The following is a 25,372-nucleotide window of genomic DNA, read 5'->3' on the forward strand; positions in this document are numbered from 1 at the left end:
CGACTATTTTCCGACCCGGATCAACGAATCTCGTGTGCGGATCAGCAATCCGTTTTTTAGCGGTACCGGGCTGGACACGGTGATTCCCGGCTGTTCGCCCAAGTCGTTCTGCGCGACCAATTCGGGAGAATCTGATGACAGCGGTCCGATCACGTAGGTCTGAGAATCTTCCGCCGTGACATACAAGTGATCGCCGGCGATCAGCGGTGAACTGCTGAAGGTCACTCGGCTTTTGGGCGTCGCAACGGTCCATTTGGTTTCACCGGTTTTTACGTCGACGGCGATGACCTCACCACGGTTCTGACGACCGTCTTCGATGAAGTAGGCGACGCCGTTTTCCACGGCAGGTGTCGGAACATCACTGCCGATGTCGTCGCGTTCCCAAATCACCGCATCACGACCGGCATTTTTTGCCAAACGATCCAGTGCGATGGCCGTCACGGTATCGCCGCGTGAATACGGGCAAATCAAGACGCCGTCAGTCACCGCGGGTGACGAAATGGAACGAAAGAAGGCTTCGCCGGCGGGATTGAACCCGCCCACCGTTCCCACGGTCATGCCATCGTTTACACGGTGCAGCGATGCTTGATCGGCCCCCAATACGGCGAACATGTCGATGCCGTTGACGTTGCACCGCACGGGAGTCGTGTAGCTTTGCGATGCTTCGACCGGTGCGTCGGTGTTTCGGTCGACTTTCCAGGCCACGTCGCCTGACTCGGCATTCAACGCCACCACGTATCCGACGCTGGTCAACGATCGCCGATCTTCGCCTTCACTGGAGTGCATCACCGGAATGATGACTTTGCCGTCGGCAATGATCGGTGAACTGCCCAGGTCCCACCACAATGTGTCCTGGCCGTACATATCTTGCAGGTTGTGATGCCAGCGAACGGTTCCGTCAGCTGAAAGACAGCCGACATCGCCGCTGCGAAAGTATGCGAACAGCGATTTTCCGTCGGATACCACCGATGGGTTACTGCCGCTGCCCTTTTGGTGCTTGCCGCCGCGATCATCGCCCAGTTCTCGTGTCCAGGCGACTGTTCCGTCGGTCAGATTGACGGCGATGACATGATTTTTGTCTTCGAAACCGGCGGTCAGATACGCGGTGTCACCCACGATGACGGGGGTGCTGCCGCCGCGTCCCGGTAAATCAAGCGTCCAGGCAATGTTGGACTCGCTGGACCACTGGACGGGATAATCGCCTGCTGGTGCGACGCCGTTTTGCTGGTTGCCCCGCCATTGTCCCCAGAACACATCCGTCTGGGCGTGGAGATGGGCGGCAGAAAACAGAATCAAACACGCCGCGATTCCCAGTGATGGATACCTTGGGCGTAAACGATTGCCGTGCATGAATCGGTTCGGAATCGGCTGATTCGAATGTTTTCGGTGACGACAAAACCGCGGTCGAAGACTGGGGGTGGGCATCGGCAGATTGGCTTGAATAGGCGGGGATTTCGGGCGGGATCATGACCAAAGGATTCGAGCGGCGGCCCTGCGAGCGGGTTGAATGTCTCGCGGCGACGATTGCGTCCTCGAGCCTTTGGCGCCCGATCATCTTAACGACCGGCGGACGAAATGTCCCTTTTTCTGGACCATCGGCTAAACTTCATCAATGCTTCCAGGTTTCAAAGACTGGTGATTCATCATGGGAGCTGACCATCGCAACGCCGCCCCACACTGAACGATGGTGATCGGACGCGGTGACGTTCCTGAACGAATACTCAGGCATGCCGCGTCAATCGTATGGATTTTCTAACAACGGGATTGTGTCTTTGCATCATCGACAAATGCGATCGAATGACCTGTGTTGTGGCGTGTGCCAGACGGGGCCGGTGCTGGCGATTTGGGGACTGTTGATCCCGTTTCAGGCGATCCCGGTGACGGCGGCAGATCAGCAGGACCCTTCGCCCGCACAGCAGCAACGCAGCACGTCAGATGTGACCGGCCAGGCCCAGACGCCACCACCGATCATCGCGACCGAGGGGGCATTGGCACCCGAACAACTGTCGTCGGACGATTATCGAATGCGTCAACGCACGACGTTGCAGATGTGGCGTCATCGCGACGCGACTCGACAGTGGGTGCGTGAAGCGGTGCGTGATCCAGATCCGGAAGTTTCCGGTCGGGCCCAATGGATCTTGGATCGATGGCGACGGGGGATTTTGCCCGACACTCCCCCAGAATTGTCCAAGCGACTGCAGGAGGTCGATCCGGCCGAAGCGATGGACTTGTTGTTAAAGGCTGGTCGCTTCGAAGCCGCTGCGGTTGCGCTCGATGAGTCCAGTGGGACACCCGCATGGGACGGTTTGCGTGACCGTGCGGCCACGTCGATAGAAAACTTGTATCCGTTGCTGGTCGCCATGGCCGTCTCGGGTGACAAGGTCCCTGACCTCGTAGACCTGATCGACCGCGTGGCCGAATCACCGTCGATGCTGGTGTGCCGTGCTGAAGTGATGCAAGTCATGGGCATGCCCGTTTCCAAAGACACATTGCTGCCCGATCGTTCCCAACGTTGGTCGGGCAACCAACAAACGATCAATCGCATACAGGTGTTGGACGCCTTAGGGCGACGTGACGACGCGATCGAGTTGGCCGAATCTGCTCTTCGCAGTGCACAGAAGAATGCGGCACAGAATAATACGGATCGGATCGGTGGGGCGCAAGCCGGCCCTGGCATCGCGGATGACCGTGCGTCGGACGTCGAATACGTCGACCAACTGCGCGAACTTCGCTATCGCTGTATGGCCTTGGACGGTCGCTGGCGCGAACTATGCGAATGGTTGGATGAAGTGGATGGATCCGCGATGTCGGCCATCGGTCCGCCACGTTCGTTGTCGTGGACGCGTCACCAAAGCCGTCGCTTGGTTGCCGCACATCGTGCCGGTGATTTGTCGCGACGCCAAGAAGCGATCGACGCATTGACCGGGCCCGAGTGGAAGACAACGAACGTTGCCGCGGGAGTGGATCGGAATCAGGCCGCGTTGATCGGTCAGCTGCGTTGGGGAACGCTTGCCAGTTGTGGCGAAATCGATTTGGCCATTGAAGTCCTTTCCGGAATTGATCCCTACGGTGCCGCAAACTTGGCCCGTGCGTCATCACGCTATCAGAATGTTTTTAAAGCCATTGGTTTGGCCGATGACACAGATGCGGTTGCCGATGGCCGTTCCAAACAAATCGCACGGCAATTGAATCTGGCGACACGGGACTGGTTGGAACGGGTCGCGTCAGCCACCGAAGATTCGACGACCGATGTGAACCATGTCCAGTTGGTGATTCGAAGTTTGTTGTGGTGCGGGCGTCGTGATTTGGCGTGGCAAGTGTGCCAGGAACTGTGTCGCCAGACCAGTATTGGACGCTATCCATCGCGATTGTTGGTTTGTTGGTCGCTTCAGCAGGCGGGTGAACTGGATTGGGCGGTCCGCTTTGCGCATGACCCCGATGACGATCAAGTCAGCGAATCGACGGCCAGCGTGCTGGCCAGTTTTTTTGGCGATGAAGGTGCCAACGGCAGCATGTGGGGACGCATTAGCCAAGTGCTGGCGTTGTCTCATGCCGGATCAAGCGTCAGAACACGCAATCGGTGGACCGCCGATCTTTTGCGCGGCCGTTTGCCACATTCATGGGATTCGGCGATCGATTTGGATCGGTTCAGCCACTTGCTGATGACCGCGCCGGCGACCAACCGACGCAGTCGGCTGACCCGCTCGATAGCGGAACCTGAGATTCATTCGGGCTACCCGCTGATGTTCCAGCGGTTGGGCCGACAAGACTTGGCTGATCTGTGGCAGACGGAATTGGTGCGGCGTGGTGATCGCCGGGCAATGTTCCTGCTGGCTGAACGACAACAGTTCTCCGGTGACGATCAGACAGCAGCGACGATCTATCGCAAAATTTTCGAACAGATTTTGCACCAAGTGCAAACGACAACGACGCCTTCGCCCAGCGCCGATGACGAAGCACTGGCGGTGCGAATCCTGGCGGCACAGTGGCGTTTGGCGAAACAGGGAACGGACGCTTCGGCCAGTCTGCACAGCGACCAGACCATGCAATTGTTGCTTTGTTCGCCCCAACCGCGTCATCGCCGCCGTGTGATCGATTACTTGGTGACACACGGTTTGGATGCGGAGGCCAAAGCTGCGTACCAGGGACTGTTGGCGTTGACCGCGCTTGATCCCAAGCATGCACGAGACTTTTCGGCAGCGGTGCACACCTACGCGGAGATGATTCACGAAACGCGTCCCTTTGACGCCGCGATGATCTTGGACCAAGCGGTGGTCACACTCTTGGACGTCCCTGATCGATCCGAAGTCACCTTCGTCTGGTATCCCACGGTCGTTGAGGGGTATCGGATGCAAGCGGCAATCGATGCCGGCGACGAAGAAGCCGTCGACAGATCGCTGGCTTTCATATCAAAACTGGATCCGTTGGCAATCGATCACGTCGAACGGTTGCTGCCCAAAGCGGCTGAGGCTGGCATGGACGATTTGGTAACCAAAACGCTGGATCGGATCGTTGATTTGGGCCATCAGCACTTTGCCAGCTATCCCAGTGACGCCATGATGCTGAATAACCTGGCCTGGGTACTGGCGGTCAACGACAGCCAATTGTCGCTTGCCCAGCAGTGGGCGTCGCGGGCGGTGCGTCTGGAACCCGACAGCGCCATCTATCGCGACACGCTGGCGGAAATCTTGTATCGCCAAAACAAAAACAAGCAGGCTGCCGCAATCGAGCAAGCCTGCTTGTTGGATACTCCGGCGGATCACCACCTGCATCAACAGGTGGCGAGGTTCAGAAAGCGACCGTAATCGGTGGTTGTCGCCGAAGAATCAGACTTGCAAGTGATCGTGTCGTGATGGCAAGAGACTATCGCGTGATTGTGCCGCGATATTCCGGAATCAGTGTGGCCTGTTGCGTGTAGCTGGTTTCGGTGGGGGCCGGCGGTGTGGCCAAAGACAGCTTGGTCAAGTCACGAATGTTGGGCGCCGTTTGAGGCATCACAAATAGATTCGGGTCACCACTTAGGATTTGGTTCACCGAGTAGTCACCGACTTCGATCATCAGATTCATCTCTGGTGCTTCTGTCGGAAGAAGTCGAAGCAGGATCTTATGCGGCAGCACGCAGGCTGGATTCTCATAAAAGCGATGGTCTGCCGTGCGACTTTCGGCGATCAGAATCTCACCACCGCCGATCGTCGGTTTCGTTAATAGTTGTTGTGTCACAAAACCGCCATCGGCGTCGATGTAACAAACGCGTTGATGGATCCCGTCGGGCATTCGGCTGCGTATTTCCAACAGTCCGTCGTCACGACGCACCGGACCTTGGATGACCAAGGCGGGATCCAAATGAACCAAGCCGATGGCTTCGATCAGCCACGCCGGATTGACCGGGATCGCGGCGTGCTGCAGTTGATTTTGATACTGGTCATGACGGGCGAAGTACATCGTCCGGCTCATCCCGTCGGGAACTTCGAACCAGAACACATCGCGGTTGCTGCCGATGTCCAACCCCGATCCCAGGATGATGGGAAGGCTGGCCCGCAGCCGAAAGTCCTTCTCACGTTGCAAATGAACGTTCGCGGTAAAGCGAGGCGTCTTTTGGTGGATGTCCTGAATCGATGCGGAGTTTGTTGAAAGTTGCTGGACCGCGTCGTTTCGGTTGACCGCTGCGATGACGTCGCTCAATTCCGGCACATCGGACAAGACCGGTGGCGGAGCAGGGAAATCGGTCACCTTTCGTTGTGGCATGCATGTCGCACCACCGCATACAAAGACGACGGCTATCATCAACCAGGCAGATAGTTGTCGGCCGAGTTTGGGAGCATTGCTGTAACGGGGCGTGGTCGTGCGAATCATTGATCTTCGTCGACCTCGCAATACAGCAACTCTTGCAGGTTTTGATTCAGCGCCTCGACTTCGCTTCGTCGAATTTCAGCGACCGGAATTTCCATCGTGTCGCCATCGCTGCCGACTTCGATTCGCAGGACGTCCGGCGATTCCGTACTTGTTTCGCTGGCGGTCGCCTCGCGAACGATTCTGCGACGCAGTAGCAGTAGGGCCAGCAAGTATTGATTCTTCCCCTGCGCCGGGTTTTCGCTCATTTGCCGCAGCAATTGAATCAGGACTTCCGGCGGCGCCAACGTCAGCTTCTTCTTTTCCGCCGATGGCATTTGGTTCTTCCACCAGCCGATCGCACCCTCGGGCGGTTCGGTCCAGGCTTCGGCGGAATAGTCGCGGCGTTCGAACTGTTCCCCGTCTTCAATGACGACGCTGTAGTACCATTCCGCTTCTTTCAGCGGACGGCCGAGCGTGAAACACCGTCGGGTGCATCGATTGACTTTGTATTCACCAAGCATTCGGATCCGTGCAACATCGGGGGACGCGTCGCGACGGTAGCAAAACGATGCCCGCCGCGAAAAGCGGAATCAGCGTGCGAATTTGCCGGAACGCCGCCGCCAAACCTTGGCGTCAACTAACCGGCGGAAAAGAAGCGAGACGACGAACCGCCGGGACCCACCGGTACTCGCACTCGGCGACGGCATTTGGGGCACGCACCGTCGTAGGCCGTTCCGGAATCATTCAAATAGATTCGGCCGTAGGTGCGACAGCATTCAAATCGAATGCCCAGGAACGGTTTGCTCTGCGGCGTATCTTCGGCTGCTTTCTGTCGCCCCTGGTTGGGCGTGTTGGTCAAATCCAGACGCGGTTGGGGGTCGTCCATGATCGCGATCGTCGAATCGATATCGTCAACGGGCGTTGGTCGTCAACAGAACGTCGGCCGGACGGCGTGTCCGCGTTGCTAGGGACGCGATTGCGGACGCGAGGTCTGTTCGTCTTCCAACTGTTCCAAGTGTTGTTTCAGTTGGCGTCGGGCGCGGTTCAGGCGGCTTCGAACGGTGCCAATGGAGATGCACAGAATCTCCGCGATCTTCTCATAGTCATGCCCCTCCATCTCTCGCAAGACCAGAATGGAACGATGGTCTTCGGATAACCTGGCCATGGCGACACGGATCATGGTCACACGCTCGGCACGCAGCAGGTTTTCGTCCACCGCGTCGGTGGTTGCCGTCAACTCGTGCCCGGCCGATTCACGTGCTTGGTCCAGGGAAATCTTGGCCTTTTGGCGACGCCGTCGCGTCAGCGCCGTATTGAAGGCGATGCGATACAGCCAAGTGAAAAATTGGCTGTTCTGCTGAAACGTGTCCAATTTGACGAACGCGCGGATGAAGGCTTCCTGTACCACTTCCTCCGCTTCGTCGGGCGACCCGGTCACCTGGATCATCGACGCGAATAAGCGATCCTGATTGCGACGCACCAACGTCGCAAACGCGTCGCGATTGCCGGATAGGGCGTCGGTGATCAGGTCGGACTCGTTGTCCACGCCGTCAGTCATGCCGGTCAGTGCGAGGAGGGGGGGCTGCAGGACGAGGTATTCTATCAGGGGACGCGGGGGGGAACCTTCGAAACGTCGCCCGCGTCGGATCGCCGCTATCCCATTTCGATTTCCGTCGCGATCATCCGCATTGCCGACGTCGATTACGCAACGGTGCCATCAGACGGGGGGATGACGGGAACACCGAAACCCAATGCGGACCGATAGGAATTCGCACCCGCCGAATCGACTTTGATCTTGGTGTCAGTTCAGATCCGATTTGTCATCACCCGACAGATGTCGCTGCAGATAGCTGGCACGTCGGATGTTGCGGTCCGATGAGGTCAAAACGCGACCATGCAGTTTTTGCAAGTGAGCCGGTTGGGTGTGGATGAACAGCTTGTTCAGCGTTGCCGTTTGAACATCGCTGATCAGCCCCAAATTGACGCCCATGCGAACCTTGGACAGGTAGTGCATCGTTTCTTCGCTGCTGATCTTTTTAGCCGTGCTTAGGATCCCCAGGGCGCGGCTGACATCGTCGTGAAGGTCTTGCTGGCCTTGGTGCACCAGGAAATCACGAGCCTTGCGTTCGTATTCGATGATTCGCGGGACCACTTCGACGCCGATCAGTTTCAACAAGTCTTCTTCGCTGTGGCCCAGCGTGACTTGGTTACTGACCTGGTAAAAATCACCGGTGTACTGGGACCCCTCGCCGTAAAGCCCGCGAACGGTGACATTGATCCGCTGCATGCTGCGGAACACCTTTTCGATTTCACCGGTGATAACCAATCCGGGCAGGTGAAGCATCACACTGACCCGCAATCCGGTTCCCACGTTGGTCGGACATGCGGTCAGGTAACCGAACTGCGGATGGAATGCGTACAGGATCTTGGCTTCCAGCTGGTCGTCCAGATCATTGATTTGGTTCCAGGCCGAATCCAAATCCAAACCACTGTGCATCACTTGGATCCGCAGATGATCTTCTTCGTTGATCATCACGCTGGATCTTTCCGACGGATCGATGGCCACGGCACGGGAACCGTCGGCGTCGGCGATTTCACGGCTGATCAACTGTCGTTCGACCATCAATTGACGATCAATTTCCGACAGTTGGTCCAAATCGATGTAGCAGATTTCGTCCCAACCACGCAACGATTCCATTTTGCTGCGGACGGTGCGTTCAATGCTCAAGCGGTCTTCATCGCTGCAGCGGCGGATGAAGGGAAAATCGGCCAGGTTGCGTGCCAATCGGATCCGAGTGCTGATGACGATATCGGATTCCGGGCCGGTGCCACGGAGCCATTCGCCACTGCGGTGTGCGAGATCACTGACGTCAGTTTGCAGCTTCACGAGGGTCCTTGCGTGCTGTTTTCGGTAGGTTCGTCACCGGCGTCGTCCTGATTCTCAGCAGCAGGACCGGACGTATCGCCCGGGTCTTCGATGACGGCGGGTTCCATTTCTTTCAACCGGTCCCGGATCTGCGAAGCCAATTCATAATCTTCGCGTTCGACCGCTTCTTCCATGTCACGCCGCAATTGAATCATTTCCGCTTGGGCGTCGGCCGTCGCCGCGGCGCGTCGGGGCCGTTTGCCGGTGTGCTCGGTGGCGTCGTGGATGTTGATCAGCAGCGGCTTCAGATCGGCTTCGAAGTGCACGTAATCATAGGGGCATCCCAGACGCCCCGAGTTACGGAATTCGAAAAAGCTGATTCCGCAAACCGGGCACTCTTTTTGATCCAGCTGTTCGATTTCTTCCTTGGTTTGACCCAGCTGCAGTTGCTTGGCAATCACACCGGCCAACGATGCGGTCGGGCTGGCAGATTCCTTTTGCAAAAACTGCTTGGCGTGCAGTTCACACAGGTGCATCACCTGCGGACCGTCGTCACCGGTCAATTCGGTGATATGGAACGTCGCCGGTTTTTCACAGTAATGGCATTTCATGACGCGTGCTTCCCCCCCGCAAGCCGGCGAAATCGAAACGTGGGGCGAAACCCTTGTTCAGGCGTCTCGCCAAATTCGGGTCAACACCTCGCCGACCGCGCCACAGACGGGCCGGTAATCGATCCGAGACCACCCACAGGCGGTCATTTGTGGATTCTATCGAGGCCATAAACACTGTCAACGTAAGTCCTTTTGACGGATCGGTTCCGCCGCACCGGATGGCGAATTCGCTGGTCAGACCGCTTGCACGTCCTTCATCGGCGTCCACACTTGCCAGTATCCGCGCGAAGGCCGACGGCGAAAATTTTTCGATTCGTTGTCGAACCCCCAACGGCGTTGAAGATTCTTGCCTGGTAGGAACTCAAGCCACCGACGGGATTTCCTTGGATCGTGGAGCCCCGTTTCGCCGATCCCTGTTTCGCCGATTCCGGTCCGCTCGCTCGAGGGAGCCGGCGCCACCGACGACGACCACCACCGCAAGCCCATGCACCAGCCCAACTTTGATGATTTTCGTTCGCTGGCCCAGCGGCACGACTTCGTGCCGGTTTATCGGCGAGTCCTCAGTGATACGCTGACTCCGGTGACGGCGTTCAAATTGCTGGACGACGGCGGTCCGGCTTGTCTGTTCGAATCGGTGGTCGGTGGCGAAAAAGTCGGCCGGTACAGCTTCCTAGCCACGCATTCGATGCGTCGTTTTACCGCGACAGGAAATCAAGTTCTGGTCATCGAAGACGATCAAACGGTGGAATCGTTTCAGTCCGATGATCCCCTGGACAGTTTTCGAAAGTATTTCCAGTTCACCGTCGCCGACCCCGAGGGCTTGCCCCCATTCATCGGCGGCGCGATCGGGTACGCGGGATACGATGTGGTGCGTTACGCGGAAAAGTTGCCCAACGCGCCCGAGGATGATCGGCAACTGCCCGATCTGGATTTCGAGTTCTATCACACCTTGTGCGTGTTCGATCACGTCGACAAAACCATCCTGGTCGTCCATCTGGTCGATTGTCGCGATGTGAAAGGCGACGGAGATTCGCCGGGCGGAAGCGACGCTTTGCAGCAGGCCTATGACGCCGGCAAACGCCAGGTGGATCAAGTCGTCCAGCGGCTGTCACAACCGCACAGCTTTCCCGTTCAAAGCGTCGCGGTCGTCGACGACACGCAGCCCCATCTGGAAGTTCAAAGCAACTTCACCAAAGAAGAGTTTTGTCAGGGCGTTCGCAAGTGCGTCGAATACATTCGTGCCGGTGACATCTTTCAAGTCGTCCCCAGCCAACGCTTGTCAGTCAAATCCGACATCGATCCGCTGGAGATCTATCGTTCGCTGCGAGTGGTCAATCCCAGCCCGTTCATGTTCTTTGTTCGGTCGCGTCAATGCACGTTGGTCGGATGTTCCCCGGAAATCATGTGCCGTGTGGATCATCGTCGCCTGACCGTTCGCCCGCTGGCCGGGACACGACGTCGTGGCAAGGACGATGCGGAAGACAAGGCTTTGGAACGCGAACTGTTGGCCGATCCCAAAGAACGTGCCGAGCACGTGATGCTGGTTGACCTGGGAAGAAACGATGTCGGCCGAGTTGCCAAATTTGGCACCGTCGATCTGACCGAGGTGATGGTGATCGAACGTTACAGCCACGTGATGCACATCAGCAGCGAAGTCCAAGGGGAACTGCGCGACGATGTCGATGCCTTTGACGCGCTCAAAGCATGCCTGCCTGCCGGTACGGTGTCAGGCGCACCGAAAGTTCGCGCGATGCAAATCATCGACGAAATCGAACCGCATCGCCGCGGCCCATACGGCGGCGCGGTCGGCTATATCGACTATCGCGGCAACATGGACACCTGTTTGGCGCTGCGGACCATGGTCGTTCAGGACGGAACGATCTATGTGCAGGCCGGTTGTGGCGTCGTGGCCGACAGTGATCCCGACGCCGAATACGAAGAAACGTTGAATAAGGCGAAGGCCATGATCGCGGGAATTGAAATGGCCGTTCGCCGATGCCGCCCCTAGGGGTTCGGCATCGGCAGATAGCAGAACAGTGGCCGATCAATCTTCGTTCCGGTCCTCGTCTTTCCAGTCGTCATCGTTGTCCCGGTCACGACGGTCGTCCCTGTCCCGTTTGTCCTCGCTACGGTCATGGGACGAGCTGACTTCTTCTTCTTCTTCTTCTTCTTGGCGTTCAACCTCCTCACGTTCGAATTCTTCGTCGTCTTCGAATCGATCATTCAGGTCGTCAAGGATCTCTTCCATCTCGCGCCGCAGCTGCATCACCTGCTCCCGTGCCTCCTCGGCTGATTCCCGTGCACTATCACGTGCATGTGATTTGGCTTGTTGAGTGATTCGTTCGGCCAGCTTGCGGGCGATGTCGCCGAAATCTTGTCCGTCGCGAAACACCTTGACGTCCACATCAAACTCGCGGCCCGTTTCCCGGTCGAAACGACGAACGATGGTCGGCGGAGTTTTGATGTTAGTGCCGCGGCTGGGAGCGTAACGAGTGGACGCACCGAGCGAGGTTCCCGGGCCACCAGCATGCGCGGTGGCATTTGGCATCGGGCCGATATCCCAGTTCAATGGGCTGGGTTCTCCCAAGAGATCGGCAACCCGCCGATTGATGATTTCCTCCCGCAATCGGTGTCGCTGTTCCAGGTGCTCTTGGACCGCTTCCAGTTGTCGCCGTAAGTTTTCGATCTCCCTCTCACGCCTTTCCAGTTGCTGCTGGAAAGCACGCTCGGTCACTTCGACCAATTCACGTCGGATGCGTTCTTGGTTCTCTTCTTGTCGTTCGCGTCGATACGCGTTGGCCAACTCTCGGGCTTCTTGGTCCAGACGCCGGAACTCGTCCGACGTCGGTTGATGATCGTGGTTTCCAGGCATCCCCGGCAGGGATGGAAAAGACGGCATGCTGCCTTTCACGGGTGAAAAAGCATCGAACGCTTGCGGCGGCACCGGTGCAACGGGTTGACGCCCTTCGGGGCGGTCCCGGCGTCTTTCGGCACCTTCACGCGGCGTCCCATCGGGACGTTGGGCGATGGCATAGGCTGTGGGGATGGCGGCGATGGCCGCAGCCACGCAAGCCCAGGTGAGGAACTTTGGGAGCTTGTTGTCATTCATCAGGCGTTTCTCCTGCGTCAGGTTCGGGGGCGGAAGGGGAAGAAGTCGTGGTGGATGAGGGAACACGAAAACCCGATAGACGGTCTCGCATTGCCGAGAGCACGGGATCCAGGCCGTCATCCCAAGCCGTCACGTCCGGCGGGATCGGTTGGTATGGCGGTACAGGCGATGACTGCGCAAAAGGGACATTGCTGGGCGGGTCGACAAGCGGCACCGAAGACCCTTGGCTCGTCAGATCTCCCCACGCCCAATCCGGCAAATTTTCAACCGCCGGAAGATCCGCCGCGTGATCCGGTGTAGCGATTTGTACCGGGGCCGGCCCGGGGGCACTTTGGGAATCGGATTCGGGAGCTAACCATTCTTGCGTGGCGATCGCGAAGATGGTCACGGCGGCTAGTGCCAGCACACCCACACCGATATTTCGAAATCGTGCCACATTCAACAGCAAAGATGACGTGCCGGCGGAAACGCAAAGCGACGAAGGAACGGGATGGTCGTGTGGGGCGGAATGATGCGACAGACAGCCGCGAATTAGCTCGGCGGCTTCGTCGGCCGATTGGATGCGTTGTGATCGGTCCTTGGCCAACATTCGATGAACCAAACGTTCCAACCACATCGGAATTCCCGACCGAATCGACGAGAGTGGGCGATGGGAATCTTCTTGAATCTGGGTGAGGACTCGTAGGGAGGACTCGCCGCGAAACGGCGGTCGGCCGGTCAACATGGCATAGAACACACTGCCCAGGCTGAACACGTCGCTGCGGGCGTCGACCGTCAACCCGCGTGCCTGTTCGGGGGACATGAACTGTGGCGTGCCGGCGATGGTTCCGCTGCAGGTTTGTCCCGCATCGTCCAACGCCTGGGCCAGGCCAAAGTCCGTCAGCATCGCACGGTCTTGGCCGTGATCCAGCAGAATATTGGCAGGCTTGATATCACGATGCACCAAACCTTGGCGGTGTGCGGCGGCAAGCCCTTCGGCGATTTGCAATCCGATCCGAAGGCAATCTTCGATGTCCAACGGACCGTTCGCATCGATGCGATCCTGAAGAGACCCGCCGGGAACATAAGCCATCACCAAATACGGCGGATCGTGATCGGCGTCGACCGAGTGAATGGGAACGACGGATGCATGGTTAACCGCGGCGGCGGCGCGGGCTTCGCGGTTAAAGCGGTGACGCGCAGGTCCGTTGGCGGCAAGATGTGGATGCAAAACTTTGATGGCAACGGGCCGCGAAAGACTGGGGTCCGTCGCCTGCAATACGATTCCCATTCCGCCCCAGCCGACCAAACGATGGATTTCGTATTGGTCCATCCGGCCCAGCCCGCCAGGGTTCGCCGAAGGTTCCAAATGCGGCAGAAAGCGTCGAATCTGGCCATCCGCTCCGGAACGCTCGTTCTGCCAAGGGTGCAGCGTTGTTTTCACGTCCTGGTCGGACAGAAACGTTTTCGCCTGGTCAAAGAACGCATCATCGGCGGCCATTGACTGCAGACGCTCGCGGCAAGTCGGGCATGATTCCAAGTGACGGGTGACGGCGGATTCTTGGTCGGATTCCAACGTCTGATCCAGCAGGCCTGTCAGCCACTGCGTCGGACAGTTTTCGGGGATGCGGATCATCGACTACGGCTCCGGTGCAGTGTGTTGTGTGACGACTTCGCGGATCCGTGCGATGATTCGACAGCGGGCGACGTGCACCTGCGATGGCGACAGATTCAATGCCTCGGCAACCGACGCAATCGATTCACCGTCGACACAGGTGCGCCAGAATGCTTGCCAGTTGACCGGGCTGAAACGAGGTTGGATCTTTTCTGCGGCCCAGCAAAATACTTGCCGCCGGTGTTCGCGATCGAACTTAGCCCCGACGACCTGATCCGGCGGTGCCGCGTCATGTTGCAGTTGGTCCCACTGGACCGCTTCGGGGCCGTCACCGAGCCCGGGGTGACGCGAACACTGTTTCAATTGATTGATGGTTTGATTGCGGGTGACCTGCCGCAGCCATGCACGAAAGCATCCGGTCCGTCCCGCATGTCGGAACTGCCCGATCGACCGACTGACGGACAGGCAAACCGTTTGGACGACTTCGCGTGCATCGGCGTCTTGAAGCCCACAAACGCGAGCCAATCGGTAGATCAGCGGCTCGTAGATCTCGTAAAACTCCGTCCAGGCCTGTTGGTCATCGTGATCCTTTAGACGGACCAGCAGGCTGTGGCGGGTTTCGGGCGACTCGGTCATCGACACGGGCATGGGGTCCGGCGGTTGGCGATCCGATTCGGCGGTCCGTTCCGCCTACGATCATAGAACAACTCGAACCGATTCGTCTTGCGCCCATGGGACCAAAAATCGCAAAAAAAACGGCGGCCCGGATGTCTCCGGGCCGCCCTGACGCTGTTTTTGGACGTGAAACTTCGGCTTCGACGTTTTATCGAAGTCGACTTTCGATTTGATTCCAAATGCTATCGGCAAAGCGATCGGTTTTTTCCGCAATCTTGTTGGTGATTTCGGCGATCGATTCATCCGCCTTCCGCATCAAATCGTTGGCTTGGTTTTGATGCGTGGCCAGCCATTGGTTCAGGCTTTGCGTCTGTTTCAAGTACTCTGCGTCAACCTTTTGTGTCAGCTCTTTCTTGCTTTCGGCAACCTGCAGTGAAACCGCATCACGGACGGCGCGATTCAAGACATTGCTGAGGTTGGAACTGACGTCGAAAGCAAGGTCGTTCCAAGTCCCGTTGAAGTTTGCGTCGACCTCAATGCGATCGACTTCCGAAAGGCTTTGACGCATGGACGTTACCAGTGCCGTTTCGGCCGCCGATGGGTCGACGTCCAATCCGACGTTGACGCCCAACTGTTTGCTGACCACGCGACCGGACAGGTGCCCGGCATCGTCGCTGATCTGAACCCACAGCTCGCGATCGCCGCCCGTGACGGTCAGGCGGACGTCGTCCCCGCTGCCCATCTCGATCGGTTTTGCTCGGGCACTGGGCCAATGAACGATCAACGTGTTCAGGTCGTTGCCGCCGCGACGATCGCGGACGATTTCAACGTTCACCAGTTCGGGGCCATCCAACTGCAAGCGTGCTTTGGTCGGTTCATCCAACAGTTGGGGATCGGGGGTGATGTTGGTAACCACCCCCGTCATTTCATACGAGTTGCCGTCCGCACGCATCAACCCGCTGACTTCGCACTGGCGGACCAATGTCACCGGTGGCGGGTTGTCGCCACGAAGGTCAAAGTACCGGCCACGCGATCGTTCTGATTCGGGGGCAAGGACGGTGTAGTCGGCGATGGTCTTGCCGCCTTCGAAGTAATCGCGAACCGTTTGAATTTCCTGACGAATCGAATTGGCGATCAAATCGATGCCGAAGTTTTTGGATTCCGACAGGTTGCCGGGGACGTAGGAATCGATCAACTCCATGTCCATTTGTTTGGCTTGCTGGAGCGCGGTCCAGTCCGTTCGCACCCGTGACGGCATGCTGTCGATCTGGTCACGGACTTGAACCAGTTCTTCACGCACATTCATGGCCTGTTCCAACAGACGCGGCAGTTCCGACGTGTCACGCAGCTTGTTGTACAGTTCGTCGCCGGACATCAGGTCACGGGCCTTGTCGCGGATCGACCGAATTTGACCTTCCAAGTTTTCGGCGCGTGCCATCAAAGCGTTGTAATCGGATTGCCATTGATCGCGGATCTGTTCGCCACGACGAATGGTTTCCAAATCGCCCGTGAAATCGTCCGCAAATTGTTGGGTTTTGCCGGTCAAGCCTGACAGCAACTGCCCCATCATTGACGGACCGTCGTCAACGCTTTCCGGTTCCACTTGGTCGAAGTGTCCGCTGGTTTGGCGGGCTTCACCGATCGTGATTCCCGTGATGCGGCCGCTGCTGGCCACGAACCGGCGATGTAGCAACGCGTTGCCGTCGATCACCAAGTCGATCGTGTCGGCGCGGAAAGCGTCCCGCATCGATTTGTCGCTTCGCGGGTCGGCGATGCGGACGTCTTGGTAACGAACGCGTGGCGGAAACATGCCGATCTGGGCGTGGTCGATTTCGACCTTTGCACCCGTGACCGTTTCCAAGCCGCGTACGGTGACGTACTTCGCGACCGGTCCCAGACCCCATCGGATTAGAAACAGAATCAGTACGACGATGAACAGTCGCGTGAAGACGAATTGCCAGCGGATCATGCTACGTCCTTTTGCTGAGAGTCACGCAATTGGCGAAGCAAAAAGTTCAACGCTTCGTCCATCTCGTCTTTGGATGTGCGGGTGCCGGCGGACGCGTCATTCGCGGCGTCGGCATCGTTTTCAGCCATGCGGATCACGTCGATCCGAGTTTCGACCGACGCGGCGGCCGGCTGGTCATCGAACGTACGTGCCGATGCCGTGTGTGCGGCGTCAATTCGCTGCCCGGTCGATGCGGCCGGCGACGTGACGTTCCGAACGTCTGACGGACGTGCCGTGGTTGTGCGTTCATGCGGCTTGCCGACGTGGCCATGGGGCTGGTCGACGGAAAGATCACCGCGACGTCGCGATGCGGTAGCCGTTTCTTGACCTTGTTCGTCCTGGACGTGCAGACGCTGAACCAATTGAAAAATCGGATAGGTCGCCAAGAAAATCGGCACCAGTAAAACCAGGCCGATCAGCAGGCTGCCCAAGACCACCGTGTTGTTCAGGTCGGTCCACGGGACCAGCGGCATTGCCCAGGCGTTGACCGCGGCGTCGTGGAAACGCGGTTGGTTCAGCAGAAACTGGCCAATTGTATCGCTGACCGGATCCAAACGTGGTGCAAAGATGGCTGTCAGGATCGCTGTCAACGCTGCCATGGCATGGTTCAGCCTTAACGACAATACCAGCACCAGCACGGCGATCGCCAGCAGGTTGCCATGAGGTATCACGCCCAACAAAAATCCGAACGCAACGGCCCAAGCCAACTGAGACGGGTGTTGTCGACCCGCGAAGGCTTTCCGCACATTATTTATGAGCTTGATCGTCCATAAGATCATCGGGTGCGTCTCCATCCGCACGAGTCACCGACGGTTGCGAAGGCAAAACGCGCAGTTCGCCCCTACCGCTCGGGTGTGTTCCAATGCCGTTATCGGTATCCTGCCGTCCAAACTTTCGGCACAGCTGATAAATTCTACCTTGTCGCTTTAATCCGACGTCAATCTGATTCGGCGTCGAAGGGGGCAGCGATCGCATGCGGTCGATTCAGGGGCTTCGATGGAAACGAATGACGACCGCATGAAACGTTCGCGTGAAACCGCTGGTGACCAAACGTGTCACGCGCTCCCACGACAATCCAAATTCCGAAACCATTCGGTGTGATTGTCGTACGCGTCGCCCGTCGCGTGATACCGCACGGCTGATTCGTCGGAAAAGCCCGCCGAATTTACCCTGTTGGATAATCATTTCTTGCTACCAGACTCCAGGCCACTTATTGCCATGCCGGTGAAAGCAAACAGGAAGTTTCTTGATTGGTCCAAGCCACTGTTGCACAGCGTGGTCGATACGCTGGCCGCGGACTTCCCCGTCCGCGAAGCGGGTTCTGGCGCTCCTGAGGGCTCCGGAGCAGGAAAATGCTGGCCGTTGTCATCCTTGTTGGTGGTCGTTCCAACCGCTCGTGGGAAAGTGTTGCTGGGCGATCGGCTGAAGCACGTGGCGAAGCAGCGAAAGGTCGCCCTGCACTGGCCAAAGATGGTGACGACCGGTGAGTTACCCGAATACCTGTACCGCGGCGACGGCGAAGCGGCGTTGCCGATCGAACAGACCTTTGCTTGGGCACGTGTGTTGCAAGAAGCTCGCATCCGCAGTGAACAAGATCCGGATGATCGTCTGGATGCTTTGATGCCGACACCGCCACCGGCCGAACCGTTAACGCAATGGTTAGAAATCGCCGCGATGATTCGCCGGACCCACGAAGCATTGGCGGCACAGGCGATTCGGTTTGATGAATGTTTGGATCATTGTGTCGGTCCGCGTGAAACTCAAAGCTGGCGTCTGCTGAATCGTTTGTATCCGCGCTATGTTCGCACCCTGGCGGATGCCGGATTGATCGATCCGCATCACGAACGATTGCGGGCCATGGAATCGGGCAATGCCGTCTGTGGTCGGACCGTCGTGCTGGTCGGAACAACGGATTTGAATCAAGGGTCGCTGCGGCTACTTGCCGACTGTGATTGCGAAGTCTACGCCTACATCGCGGCGCCGGAAAAGCAGTCTGATCACTTCGATGAATTCGGACGTGTCGCACCGGAACGTTGGAAATCGTTTGCGTTTGAACTTGATGACTCGTGCTGGATCAACGCTGATGATGTGCACGACCAGGCAGCGGCAGTGGCGGAGAGCTATGTCGCTTTGAAATCTGATTCTTCTGCTGAACGCCTGACCCTGGGGGTGACGGATGAGTCGCACGTGGTCCCGATCGAAAACCAAATGCGTTCGATCGACGCGACCACTTATCGTCACTTGGGTTGGAATCTGGCGCAAACGGCCATTGGTCGCCTGCTTCGTCAAGTCGCCGCACTGGTGGCCACACCGACGTGGGACAACTTGGCCACGTTGGTCCGTCATGCCGATGCGTTTCATCGTTTTGGCAGGGACGCTTCCCTGGCGCATTTGGACTCCTATCTGTCAGAACATTTCCCGGTCCGAATCGACGATCCGCCCGTCGAAGAAGCGTTGCCGAAATTTGCTGACGTGATCAAGGCAAAGGATGCCATTGTCGACTGGATCAAGCCGCTTAGCGGTCGTTCGCCCCAAACGCTTTCCGTTTGGTGCGGCATCGCCGCTGATTGGTTGCGTCAGACTTACGAAGTCGAACCGTTGGAAGATCTGCCGGATGTGGAACCGACCGATAGCGTTCCTGTCATTCCCTTCCGATCCAGTTTGGCGGAACGAAAGCGGTCAGAACTTGCCTTGGCAAAGACATTGGATCTTCTGGATCGTCTGGCGAATCTGAATGACCGTTTGGACCTTGTGGTCGATGCGGCGGAAGGCTTGGAATTGATCGTCCAGCGCATCTTTGAACTCAGGGTTGTTCAAGACAATGATCCAAGTGCGGTCCCAGTGCTGGGATGGTTGGATTTGCCGATGGATGACGCACCGTCGATGATCGTCACGGCGATGAATCATCCGTTTGTTCCTGAACCCGTGTCGGCCGATCCGTTGTTGCCATTGGCGCTGCGAAGCCGATTGACGACCGAAGGGAATGATCGGCGTTATGCCCGTGACGTTCACGCATTGGTTCTGTTGTCCAATTGCCGACCCGAGATTCGGCTGGTGGTCGGCAAAAAGTCTGCCGACGGAAGCCCGACACCTCCGACTCGGTTGATGGCGGCGGCTGAACCGGATCGCGTGGCGGCACGCTTGCGCAATCTACTTGTACCCGCGAACCGCAAAGAACGAATCGCCAATCGGTGGGATGGTGGGGCAAGTAAGACTCGTCTTCCCATTCCCGATCTGGGGGAAATCCAGCCGGTCAATGTGATCAGCGTCACGGCGTTCAAGGAATATCTGACGTGTCCGTATCGGTTTTATTTGCGACGCGTGCTGAAGCTTAGCCCATTGGACGATCGTTCCGATGAAATGGCGGCCAACCAATTCGGAAACCTCATCCACGACACCTTGGAAGCGTTTGGCAAATCCGATGTCGCCAATTCAGACGATCGTAAGGTGATCCAAGATGCCCTGTTGGATCATTTGAGCGATCTAGCCAAGAAGCGGTATGGCGATCACTGCAACGCAGCGGTTCGCATGCAAATCATGCAGGCCCAGATGCGTTTGCGACACGTCGCCAAAGCACAGGCCGAACGTCGTGCGGATGGATGGAAAATTGAACATGTTGAAAAACCGGTGGACGAAAAATCCGGCGGCCAAATCATCGTTGACCGGCAACCAATGGGTGTTCGCGGGCGCTTTGATCGTATCGACAGACACGAATCATCGGGTGCATGGGCCGTGTTGGACTACAAGACGCATGGCGACAAGCCGAATGAACGACATTTGAAACAAAAGAATGGTCAGACGGTTTGGGCGGATCTCCAACTGCCGCTTTATCGCTTGATGTTGCCGGCGTTGGGGATTCACGACGATCCCAAAACGGTTCAGTTGGGGTATTTCAATATCAGTGATAAAGAAACCGAAACCACGATCAATATCGCGGACTTTTCGGAGGAGTTGATGCAGCAGGCGATCCAAAAAATTCATGAAATCGTTCGTGCCATTCGTCTTGGCCACTTTGAGCCAACGGATGATCCCGTTCCCTTTGACGATTACCCGATGATCCTGCAAACCGGTGTGGCGTCGCAGATGTTGGGCCGCGAGCAAAGCGAAGTGGAGGAGGCGGTGCAATGAGTGCTGTTGCCGAGGATCGAAAAGCCATTCTGCAACTGAAACCGACCGTGGTGCGTGCATCCGCTGGTACCGGAAAAACGTATCAGTTGACCGCTCGATTTTTACGAATTCTATTGCAGGGGGTTCCGCCCGAATCTGTTCTGGCGACCACATTCACCCGGAAAGCCGCCGGGGAAATTTTGGCACGTGTATTAGAAGCTTTGGCCAAAGCGGCGGATGAGAAGGATCCGAAATCGCTGAACGGTTTGCGCGCTCAGGTCGACCTACCCACCCTGCCCCGCGCTCAATGCAGTCGGTTGGCCCGAGATCTGGTGTTTGACATTCACCGCTTGAAGGTGTCGACGCTCGATAGCTTGTTTTCAACGCTTGCCCGCAGTTTGCCATTCGAATTGGGACTTCCCGCCGGATGGAATTTGACCGATGAGATCGAAGAACGATGGCTGGTCGAATCCGCGGTCAACGACCTGGTGGCGTCGGCTGATCTGCCGGAGTTGCGTTCGCTGTTGTCGATGTTGTCCAAAGGACGAGTGGTCCGCAGCGTGTCCAATGAAATTCAGCGTGTGGTGACCGATGCGTATGCCATTCAGCGTCGATGCGACCCGGAGGTCTGGAATGCCGTGCAGGTTCCGCGGATGCCGGGGACGCAAAAGGTGGAATCGATGATCACGGATTTTCGTGCCGCCGATGTGCCACAGAAAAGCTTGGTCAAGTGCTTGAACAAGACAGCCGATGCGGCCGAGCAATCTCAATGGGACGAACTGGCCGAAGAAACTCTTTTGAACAACATCGTCAAAGCAAGACGCAGTCGCACGGAGGTCAAGTACGGCCGATCAAAGTTTCCTGATCAGTTGAATCCCAGTTTTGATGTTCTGCTTGAAAGTGTCCGAAGCCATTTTCTGGCATTGCTGGACGCGCAGAATCGAGCGACAGGCACCTTGGTGGAAACCTTTGATCAGCGGATTCAGCAAATGAAGGCCGCCCGCCGTAGGTTCAGCTTTGACGATGTGGCGGTTCGGCTGGCTGATTACTTCGGACAGTTCGATTCCGACCGGCACGATGTGATCGGAAACGATCGGTTGGATGCGCCGATCGATCACTTGTTGTTGGATGAATTTCAAGACACCTCGCCGATCCAGTGGGCGGTGCTGCGTCCCTTTGCGATTCATGCCACATCGGCCGAATCGTCCGACGACGATGAAACACGCACCGCCCGTTCCTTTTTTTGTGTCGGTGATACCAAGCAAGCCATTTATGGTTTTCGCGGCGGCGTCGCGGAGATCTTCGATTCGGTGACCGACGACTTGGACGGTGTCCGCACGGTCGAACAGAACGAAAGCTATCGCAGCAGCCCGGTGGTGTTGGACTTCGTCACCGACGTGTTCAAAAACTTGAAGGCGTCACCTCCTTCGGGGCCTCAGCGTGACTGGGATTCCGATGCGTTTCAAGCTGATGCCGTGCGACGCTTTCGCGAAGCTTTCCCGCCGCATGTATCAGCAAAGCCGGAACTGAAAGGACACGTCGCGATTTGGTCAGGCGACACTCCCGAAAACGCTGACGCGAATCCAAAAAAGGCCCAGTGGAAAGAAGCTTGCTTTGACGCAGCAGCCCGCGTCGTCACAGAACTTCATCTCGGATCTCCGGATCGCACGATCGGTGTCCTGACCCGGTCACGGCGGGCGGCGGCGGAGATGATGTGGCGTTTGGACGGTCGCGGATTGACCGTCAGCCAGGAGGGAGGCCACCCACTGACCGATTCAGCGGCCGTCGAATTGGTGTTGTCCGCTTTGATGATGGTGGAGCATCCCGGCGATGGCCGTTGGCGGTTCCATCTGATGCATTCACCACTGGGTGATGCCCTGTGTGAGGGCGTTGTCGATGAAGAAGCGTTTCACGGGATCGAGAATCGGATTCGCCAAAGCTGGACCGATGGCGGATTGGCTGAAACGGTTTTCTGGTTATGTGATCAGCTTCTGGATCGATGCGACGCTTCGGATGCCCTGCGTTTGAAACAGCTGACCCAACTGGCCGCGTCTCAAGCTTGGGTGGAAACCGGTCGGTTGAGCGACTTTGTCAGATTGGTTCGCGAGAAAGGTGTCGAACGCCCCCAGGCCGCCAACGTCCGGGTGATGACCGTGCACGCAAGCAAAGGGTTGGAGTTTGACGCCGTCGTGCTGCCGGATCTGGATGAACCGTTGACCCGTCGGCAAGGCGGATGCATCGCCGATGCCCCGTCGGTGACCGAACCCGCCACCGGTTTGACACGTTATGTCAGCAAGAAGCGTCGGCACTACCTATCACAGCGTTGGCAGGCGGCATTCGGACGCTGTGAAGCCGGGGACATGACCGAAGCGCTGTGTCTGTTGTACGTTGCCATGACTCGGGCTCGGCAATCGTTGCAGTTGGTCGTCCAACCAAAGGAAAAACGCAAAAGCGGTTCCGCCAAAACGGCCGCGGGCCTGATTCTGGATGCGTTGGAACTGGGGGATGTCCCTTCGTCACCGGAACAGCCGGTTTTCGAAGTGGGAGATCATCAGTGGTGGCTTTGATCGGCGGATTCAATTGCCATTTCGGTGTCCGCGTGTTCCGCTTCCGTCGGGACTCGTTCCAGCGTCACGCCGTCACCGGTATCGGGAATCAACCGGTACACGCGATCGGCGAACCGCACGAAGTGCCGAACGTCATGGTGGCTGATCATCAACACCTGAAAGCCAAGTGCGCGGCCCGCTTCTTGTACGATTCGAACCAAACGTGGCACCAAATCCGGATGTAGCCAGCAGTCTTGTTCATCTAAAACCAAGAACTTACGGTGCTTGGATTCGTCCAGCATGGTGATGGCAAAAAGCCGCAATCCGACTGAAAGAATGTTGGCAACCGAACCACCCTGCCCTCGGATAATGTCTTCATCAAATCCGTCACGTTGGACGACGAACTCAACGCTGGCCGCATCACGTTTGAGCGACGACGTCGCTTTGAAAACGATGGGCTGATCAAGAACCTCTTGCAGGGCTTTGGTCAGTGTGGTTTCGATGACACGCAACTGTCGATGAAAGACGTCTTGGCTTAATTTGTCCAACGCTTCGGTCACCGCATCAGCGATCTCCAGAAAGCCGTTCGCCTTTTCGATTTCCACAGACAGCGATTGCTTTTGACGCAGCAATTCTTCGCGTTTGCCGGAAAGCTTGTTCAAGCGACGACGCAGTTGATCCGCCGATACGGATACGTCATTGGTCGAGATCGGGGTCGCTGATTGTGTCGACGGTGTGATCGGATCATTCATTCCGCTGGTGTACCCGATTGGTTGTCCTGTTCGACCTGTTTCAGTTGCCGGGCAATGTCGTCAAGTAGGGCCTGATACTCCTGACGGTCTTTTTCATTCTGGGTTTGCATTTCGTCCAGCATCTTTTCCAGCTGCTTGATGTCGCTGGTGCCGAATTCCTTTTCCGCTTCCGCCTGCAGTTCTGCTAACTGACGATTGGCGGATTCCAACTCGGTGCCTGCTTTGATCCGCTGTTCGTTCAGCGATTCAAATTCGGTACGCAGTTGTTCGATGCTTTTCGCTGTCTCACGACTCATCAAGGCTGTCCTGATCGGGATGTTGGGTAACTTCGCCGGCAAGGCTAAGGATTTCTTGTCCGACTTCGGGTGCAAAATCATCAAGGTGGTCGTTCAAGAATTGGATCAATCCGGCACCTGTTTCCGTCTTGCGGGTGATCAATTCTTGGAGGTCCGCGATGAAACCGGACCCTTGTTCGTCGGGCGCCGATTCATCGGACTCAACGGCTTCATGAAAAACGTCGTCGAAGTGTTCGTGCGGGATGGCAATCCACTGCAATTGCCAATCGTTGCCCAAGTCATATTCGTTGACCACCGGTCGTTGGAAATCAAGATCGGAGCCCTTGTGTGTCAGGCAGACGACCGATGGGGTTCGTGATCGTGTCGCATCACTGCGTGTTCGGCGTGCAATGTTTCCCGCCGTGATCCAATGCGTTTCGCCGGTTTGGACCGGAGGTAACGGGCGATGGATATGGCCATTGATGACGACGTCGATACCCGAAAGCGGTTTGGGACGAATGCGACCAGCGTCCTCGTATCCGGGGATCAGGATGTCATGATGCGTCATCCAAACAACCAGGTCTTCGGTCCGGCGTTCGTACCGTTTGGGCAACTTTTCGCCCCACGATGTTCCCGATACCGCGACTTGTTTGCCGTCCACATTTCCGATCCAGGGGTGGTCTGCATCGATGCGTCGCAGCGTTCCGCTATTGAACAGGATTTGAATGCTGTCGTTTTCGCTGATGCGGTTTTCGCGGACGTCGTGGTTGCCATGGATGGCTGGCAGCGGCCGGGGGACGTTTTCGATGATTTGGCTAATCAGCCAGTTGGGATTGTCTTGAGGTAACTGAAACAGATCGCCCAGCAGAAATGGCTGAAGTCGGTTTTGGATAGCAAATTCCAAACACCAGCTAAACTTTTGCAGGATCGTCGACGGATAATCGTCCTTTCGAAAACCCGGAACACGGGCTTCCAAGTGTGGGTCACCGATGAACAGTAGGCCCCGAAACGCCGTCGGTTCAGTGTTTGAAACTTCGGTGGATGACAGCATCGTGTG

Annotated in this window: 19 protein-coding genes; 4 read left to right on the top strand and 15 right to left on the bottom strand. The window is 57.2% G+C overall.

Features of this window, described 5'->3' with window-relative positions:
• Positions 1-3 precede the first annotated feature (3 nt).
• Positions 4-1,350, bottom strand: a complete 1,347-nt coding sequence (locus tag HFP54_RS00195; protein WP_168563642.1) for a BamB-related PQQ repeat family beta-propellar protein — start codon at positions 1,348-1,350, stop codon at positions 4-6.
• Positions 1,351-1,787: 437 nt separating this feature from the next.
• On the opposite strand from HFP54_RS00195, the gene HFP54_RS00200 reads away from it, so the two are divergent.
• Positions 1,788-4,805: a hypothetical protein gene (locus tag HFP54_RS00200; RefSeq protein ID WP_168563643.1), complete on the top strand. Its 3,018-nt coding sequence runs from the start codon at positions 1,788-1,790 to the stop codon at positions 4,803-4,805.
• A 58-nt stretch (positions 4,806-4,863) separates the two neighbouring features.
• Here the strand turns inward: HFP54_RS00200 and HFP54_RS00205 are convergent, their stop codons facing one another.
• The 6 genes from HFP54_RS00205 to HFP54_RS00230 form a co-directional block, all read right to left on the bottom strand.
• Positions 4,864-5,853, bottom strand: coding sequence for a hypothetical protein (locus HFP54_RS00205; RefSeq protein WP_146411259.1), 990 nt, complete (start codon positions 5,851-5,853; stop codon positions 4,864-4,866).
• The gene (locus tag HFP54_RS00210; protein ID WP_168563644.1) at positions 5,850-6,353 is read right to left on the bottom strand and encodes a hypothetical protein; all 504 of its coding nucleotides are present in this window, start codon (positions 6,351-6,353) and stop codon (positions 5,850-5,852) included. Before HFP54_RS00210 ends, HFP54_RS00205 begins: the two co-directional genes overlap by 4 nt.
• Positions 6,354-6,469: 116 nt before the next feature.
• On the bottom strand, positions 6,470-6,718 hold the full coding sequence (locus HFP54_RS00215) for a hypothetical protein (protein ID WP_146411263.1): 249 nt from the start codon (positions 6,716-6,718) through the stop codon (positions 6,470-6,472).
• 78 nt (positions 6,719-6,796) lie between these two features.
• Positions 6,797-7,390 carry an RNA polymerase sigma factor gene (locus HFP54_RS00220; protein WP_146411265.1) on the bottom strand — a complete coding sequence of 198 codons (594 nt, stop codon included), beginning with the start codon at positions 7,388-7,390 and terminating at the stop codon, positions 6,797-6,799.
• Between the two features lie 243 nt (positions 7,391-7,633).
• Positions 7,634-8,719 (bottom strand): protein arginine kinase, encoded by a 1,086-nt coding sequence (locus HFP54_RS00225; RefSeq protein ID WP_146411268.1) that lies wholly within the window; start codon positions 8,717-8,719, stop codon positions 7,634-7,636.
• Positions 8,716-9,309, bottom strand: a complete 594-nt coding sequence (locus HFP54_RS00230; RefSeq protein ID WP_146411272.1) for a UvrB/UvrC motif-containing protein — start codon at positions 9,307-9,309, stop codon at positions 8,716-8,718. Before HFP54_RS00230 ends, HFP54_RS00225 begins: the two co-directional genes overlap by 4 nt.
• A gap of 484 nt (positions 9,310-9,793) precedes the next feature.
• Between HFP54_RS00230 and trpE the strand changes: the two genes are divergently transcribed.
• Complete coding sequence (gene trpE / locus HFP54_RS00235) at positions 9,794-11,317, top strand: anthranilate synthase component I (protein WP_168563645.1); 1,524 nt, start codon at positions 9,794-9,796, stop codon at positions 11,315-11,317.
• A gap of 36 nt (positions 11,318-11,353) precedes the next feature.
• On the opposite strand, the gene HFP54_RS00240 is transcribed toward trpE, so the two are convergent.
• The 5 genes from HFP54_RS00240 to HFP54_RS00260 all read right to left on the bottom strand — a co-directional run bounded on the left by HFP54_RS00240 (position 11,354) and on the right by HFP54_RS00260 (position 17,414).
• Positions 11,354-12,418: a hypothetical protein gene (locus tag HFP54_RS00240; protein WP_168563646.1), complete on the bottom strand. Its 1,065-nt coding sequence runs from the start codon at positions 12,416-12,418 to the stop codon at positions 11,354-11,356.
• Entirely contained in the window at positions 12,411-14,033 is a 1,623-nt protein-coding gene (locus HFP54_RS00245) for a serine/threonine-protein kinase (RefSeq protein ID WP_168563647.1), read from the bottom strand. The genes HFP54_RS00240 and HFP54_RS00245 overlap by 8 nt, the downstream gene beginning before the upstream one ends.
• Before the next feature lie 3 nt (positions 14,034-14,036).
• The gene (locus tag HFP54_RS00250; RefSeq protein WP_146411284.1) at positions 14,037-14,660 is read right to left on the bottom strand and encodes an RNA polymerase sigma factor; all 624 of its coding nucleotides are present in this window, start codon (positions 14,658-14,660) and stop codon (positions 14,037-14,039) included.
• 175 nt (positions 14,661-14,835) lie between these two features.
• Complete coding sequence (locus tag HFP54_RS00255; RefSeq protein ID WP_168563648.1) at positions 14,836-16,596, bottom strand: TIGR03545 family protein; 1,761 nt, start codon at positions 16,594-16,596, stop codon at positions 14,836-14,838.
• A complete protein-coding gene (locus tag HFP54_RS00260) occupies positions 16,593-17,414 on the bottom strand; it encodes a TIGR03546 family protein (RefSeq protein ID WP_146411290.1) in 822 nt (273 codons plus the stop codon). Before HFP54_RS00260 ends, HFP54_RS00255 begins: the two co-directional genes overlap by 4 nt.
• A gap of 445 nt (positions 17,415-17,859) precedes the next feature.
• Between HFP54_RS00260 and HFP54_RS26055 the strand changes: the two genes are divergently transcribed.
• Both HFP54_RS26055 and HFP54_RS00270 read left to right on the top strand, forming a co-directional pair.
• Positions 17,860-20,763, top strand: coding sequence for a PD-(D/E)XK nuclease family protein (locus HFP54_RS26055; protein WP_168563649.1), 2,904 nt, complete (start codon positions 17,860-17,862; stop codon positions 20,761-20,763).
• The gene (locus tag HFP54_RS00270; RefSeq protein WP_168563650.1) at positions 20,760-23,309 is read left to right on the top strand and encodes a UvrD-helicase domain-containing protein; all 2,550 of its coding nucleotides are present in this window, start codon (positions 20,760-20,762) and stop codon (positions 23,307-23,309) included. The genes HFP54_RS26055 and HFP54_RS00270 overlap by 4 nt, the downstream gene beginning before the upstream one ends.
• On the opposite strand, the gene HFP54_RS00275 is transcribed toward HFP54_RS00270, so the two are convergent.
• The 3 genes from HFP54_RS00275 to HFP54_RS00285 are packed head-to-tail and all read right to left on the bottom strand — an operon-like array spanning position 23,294 to position 25,366.
• A complete protein-coding gene (locus HFP54_RS00275) occupies positions 23,294-24,040 on the bottom strand; it encodes a DNA repair protein (protein WP_235951159.1) in 747 nt (248 codons plus the stop codon). The genes HFP54_RS00270 and HFP54_RS00275 overlap by 16 nt on opposite strands.
• Complete coding sequence (locus tag HFP54_RS00280; protein WP_146411299.1) at positions 24,037-24,336, bottom strand: hypothetical protein; 300 nt, start codon at positions 24,334-24,336, stop codon at positions 24,037-24,039. The genes HFP54_RS00275 and HFP54_RS00280 overlap by 4 nt, the downstream gene beginning before the upstream one ends.
• Positions 24,326-25,366: a metallophosphoesterase gene (locus tag HFP54_RS00285; protein ID WP_168563651.1), complete on the bottom strand. Its 1,041-nt coding sequence runs from the start codon at positions 25,364-25,366 to the stop codon at positions 24,326-24,328. The genes HFP54_RS00280 and HFP54_RS00285 overlap by 11 nt, the downstream gene beginning before the upstream one ends.
• Positions 25,367-25,372: the final 6 nt, after the last annotated feature.

Source organism: Crateriforma spongiae, assembly GCF_012290005.1.
GTDB classification, from domain to species: Bacteria; Planctomycetota; Planctomycetia; order Pirellulales; family Pirellulaceae; genus Crateriforma; species Crateriforma spongiae.

What these genes read in the sequence shown, in the direction of transcription:
- HFP54_RS00230 (WP_146411272.1), bottom strand. Translation starts at nt 9,309, where the DNA reads ATGAAATGCCATTACTGTGAAAAACCGGCGACGTTCCATATCACCGAA.
- HFP54_RS00195 (WP_168563642.1), bottom strand. Translation starts at nt 1,350, where the DNA reads ATGCACGGCAATCGTTTACGCCCAAGGTATCCATCACTGGGAATCGCG.
- HFP54_RS00285 (WP_168563651.1), bottom strand. Translation starts at nt 25,366, where the DNA reads ATGCTGTCATCCACCGAAGTTTCAAACACTGAACCGACGGCGTTTCGG.
- HFP54_RS00280 (WP_146411299.1), bottom strand. Translation starts at nt 24,336, where the DNA reads ATGAGTCGTGAGACAGCGAAAAGCATCGAACAACTGCGTACCGAATTT.
- HFP54_RS00240 (WP_168563646.1), bottom strand. Translation starts at nt 12,418, where the DNA reads ATGAATGACAACAAGCTCCCAAAGTTCCTCACCTGGGCTTGCGTGGCT.
- HFP54_RS00270 (WP_168563650.1), top strand. Translation starts at nt 20,760, where the DNA reads ATGAGTGCTGTTGCCGAGGATCGAAAAGCCATTCTGCAACTGAAACCG.
- HFP54_RS00255 (WP_168563648.1), bottom strand. Translation starts at nt 16,596, where the DNA reads ATGATCCGCTGGCAATTCGTCTTCACGCGACTGTTCATCGTCGTACTG.
- HFP54_RS00275 (WP_235951159.1), bottom strand. Translation starts at nt 24,040, where the DNA reads ATGAATGATCCGATCACACCGTCGACACAATCAGCGACCCCGATCTCG.
- HFP54_RS00205 (WP_146411259.1), bottom strand. Translation starts at nt 5,853, where the DNA reads ATGATTCGCACGACCACGCCCCGTTACAGCAATGCTCCCAAACTCGGC.
- HFP54_RS00215 (WP_146411263.1), bottom strand. Translation starts at nt 6,718, where the DNA reads ATGGACGACCCCCAACCGCGTCTGGATTTGACCAACACGCCCAACCAG.
- HFP54_RS00260 (WP_146411290.1), bottom strand. Translation starts at nt 17,414, where the DNA reads ATGATCTTATGGACGATCAAGCTCATAAATAATGTGCGGAAAGCCTTC.
- HFP54_RS00250 (WP_146411284.1), bottom strand. Translation starts at nt 14,660, where the DNA reads ATGCCCGTGTCGATGACCGAGTCGCCCGAAACCCGCCACAGCCTGCTG.
- HFP54_RS00245 (WP_168563647.1), bottom strand. Translation starts at nt 14,033, where the DNA reads ATGATCCGCATCCCCGAAAACTGTCCGACGCAGTGGCTGACAGGCCTG.
- HFP54_RS00220 (WP_146411265.1), bottom strand. Translation starts at nt 7,390, where the DNA reads ATGACTGACGGCGTGGACAACGAGTCCGACCTGATCACCGACGCCCTA.
- HFP54_RS00210 (WP_168563644.1), bottom strand. Translation starts at nt 6,353, where the DNA reads ATGCTTGGTGAATACAAAGTCAATCGATGCACCCGACGGTGTTTCACG.
- trpE (WP_168563645.1), top strand. Translation starts at nt 9,794, where the DNA reads ATGCACCAGCCCAACTTTGATGATTTTCGTTCGCTGGCCCAGCGGCAC.
- HFP54_RS00200 (WP_168563643.1), top strand. Translation starts at nt 1,788, where the DNA reads ATGCGATCGAATGACCTGTGTTGTGGCGTGTGCCAGACGGGGCCGGTG.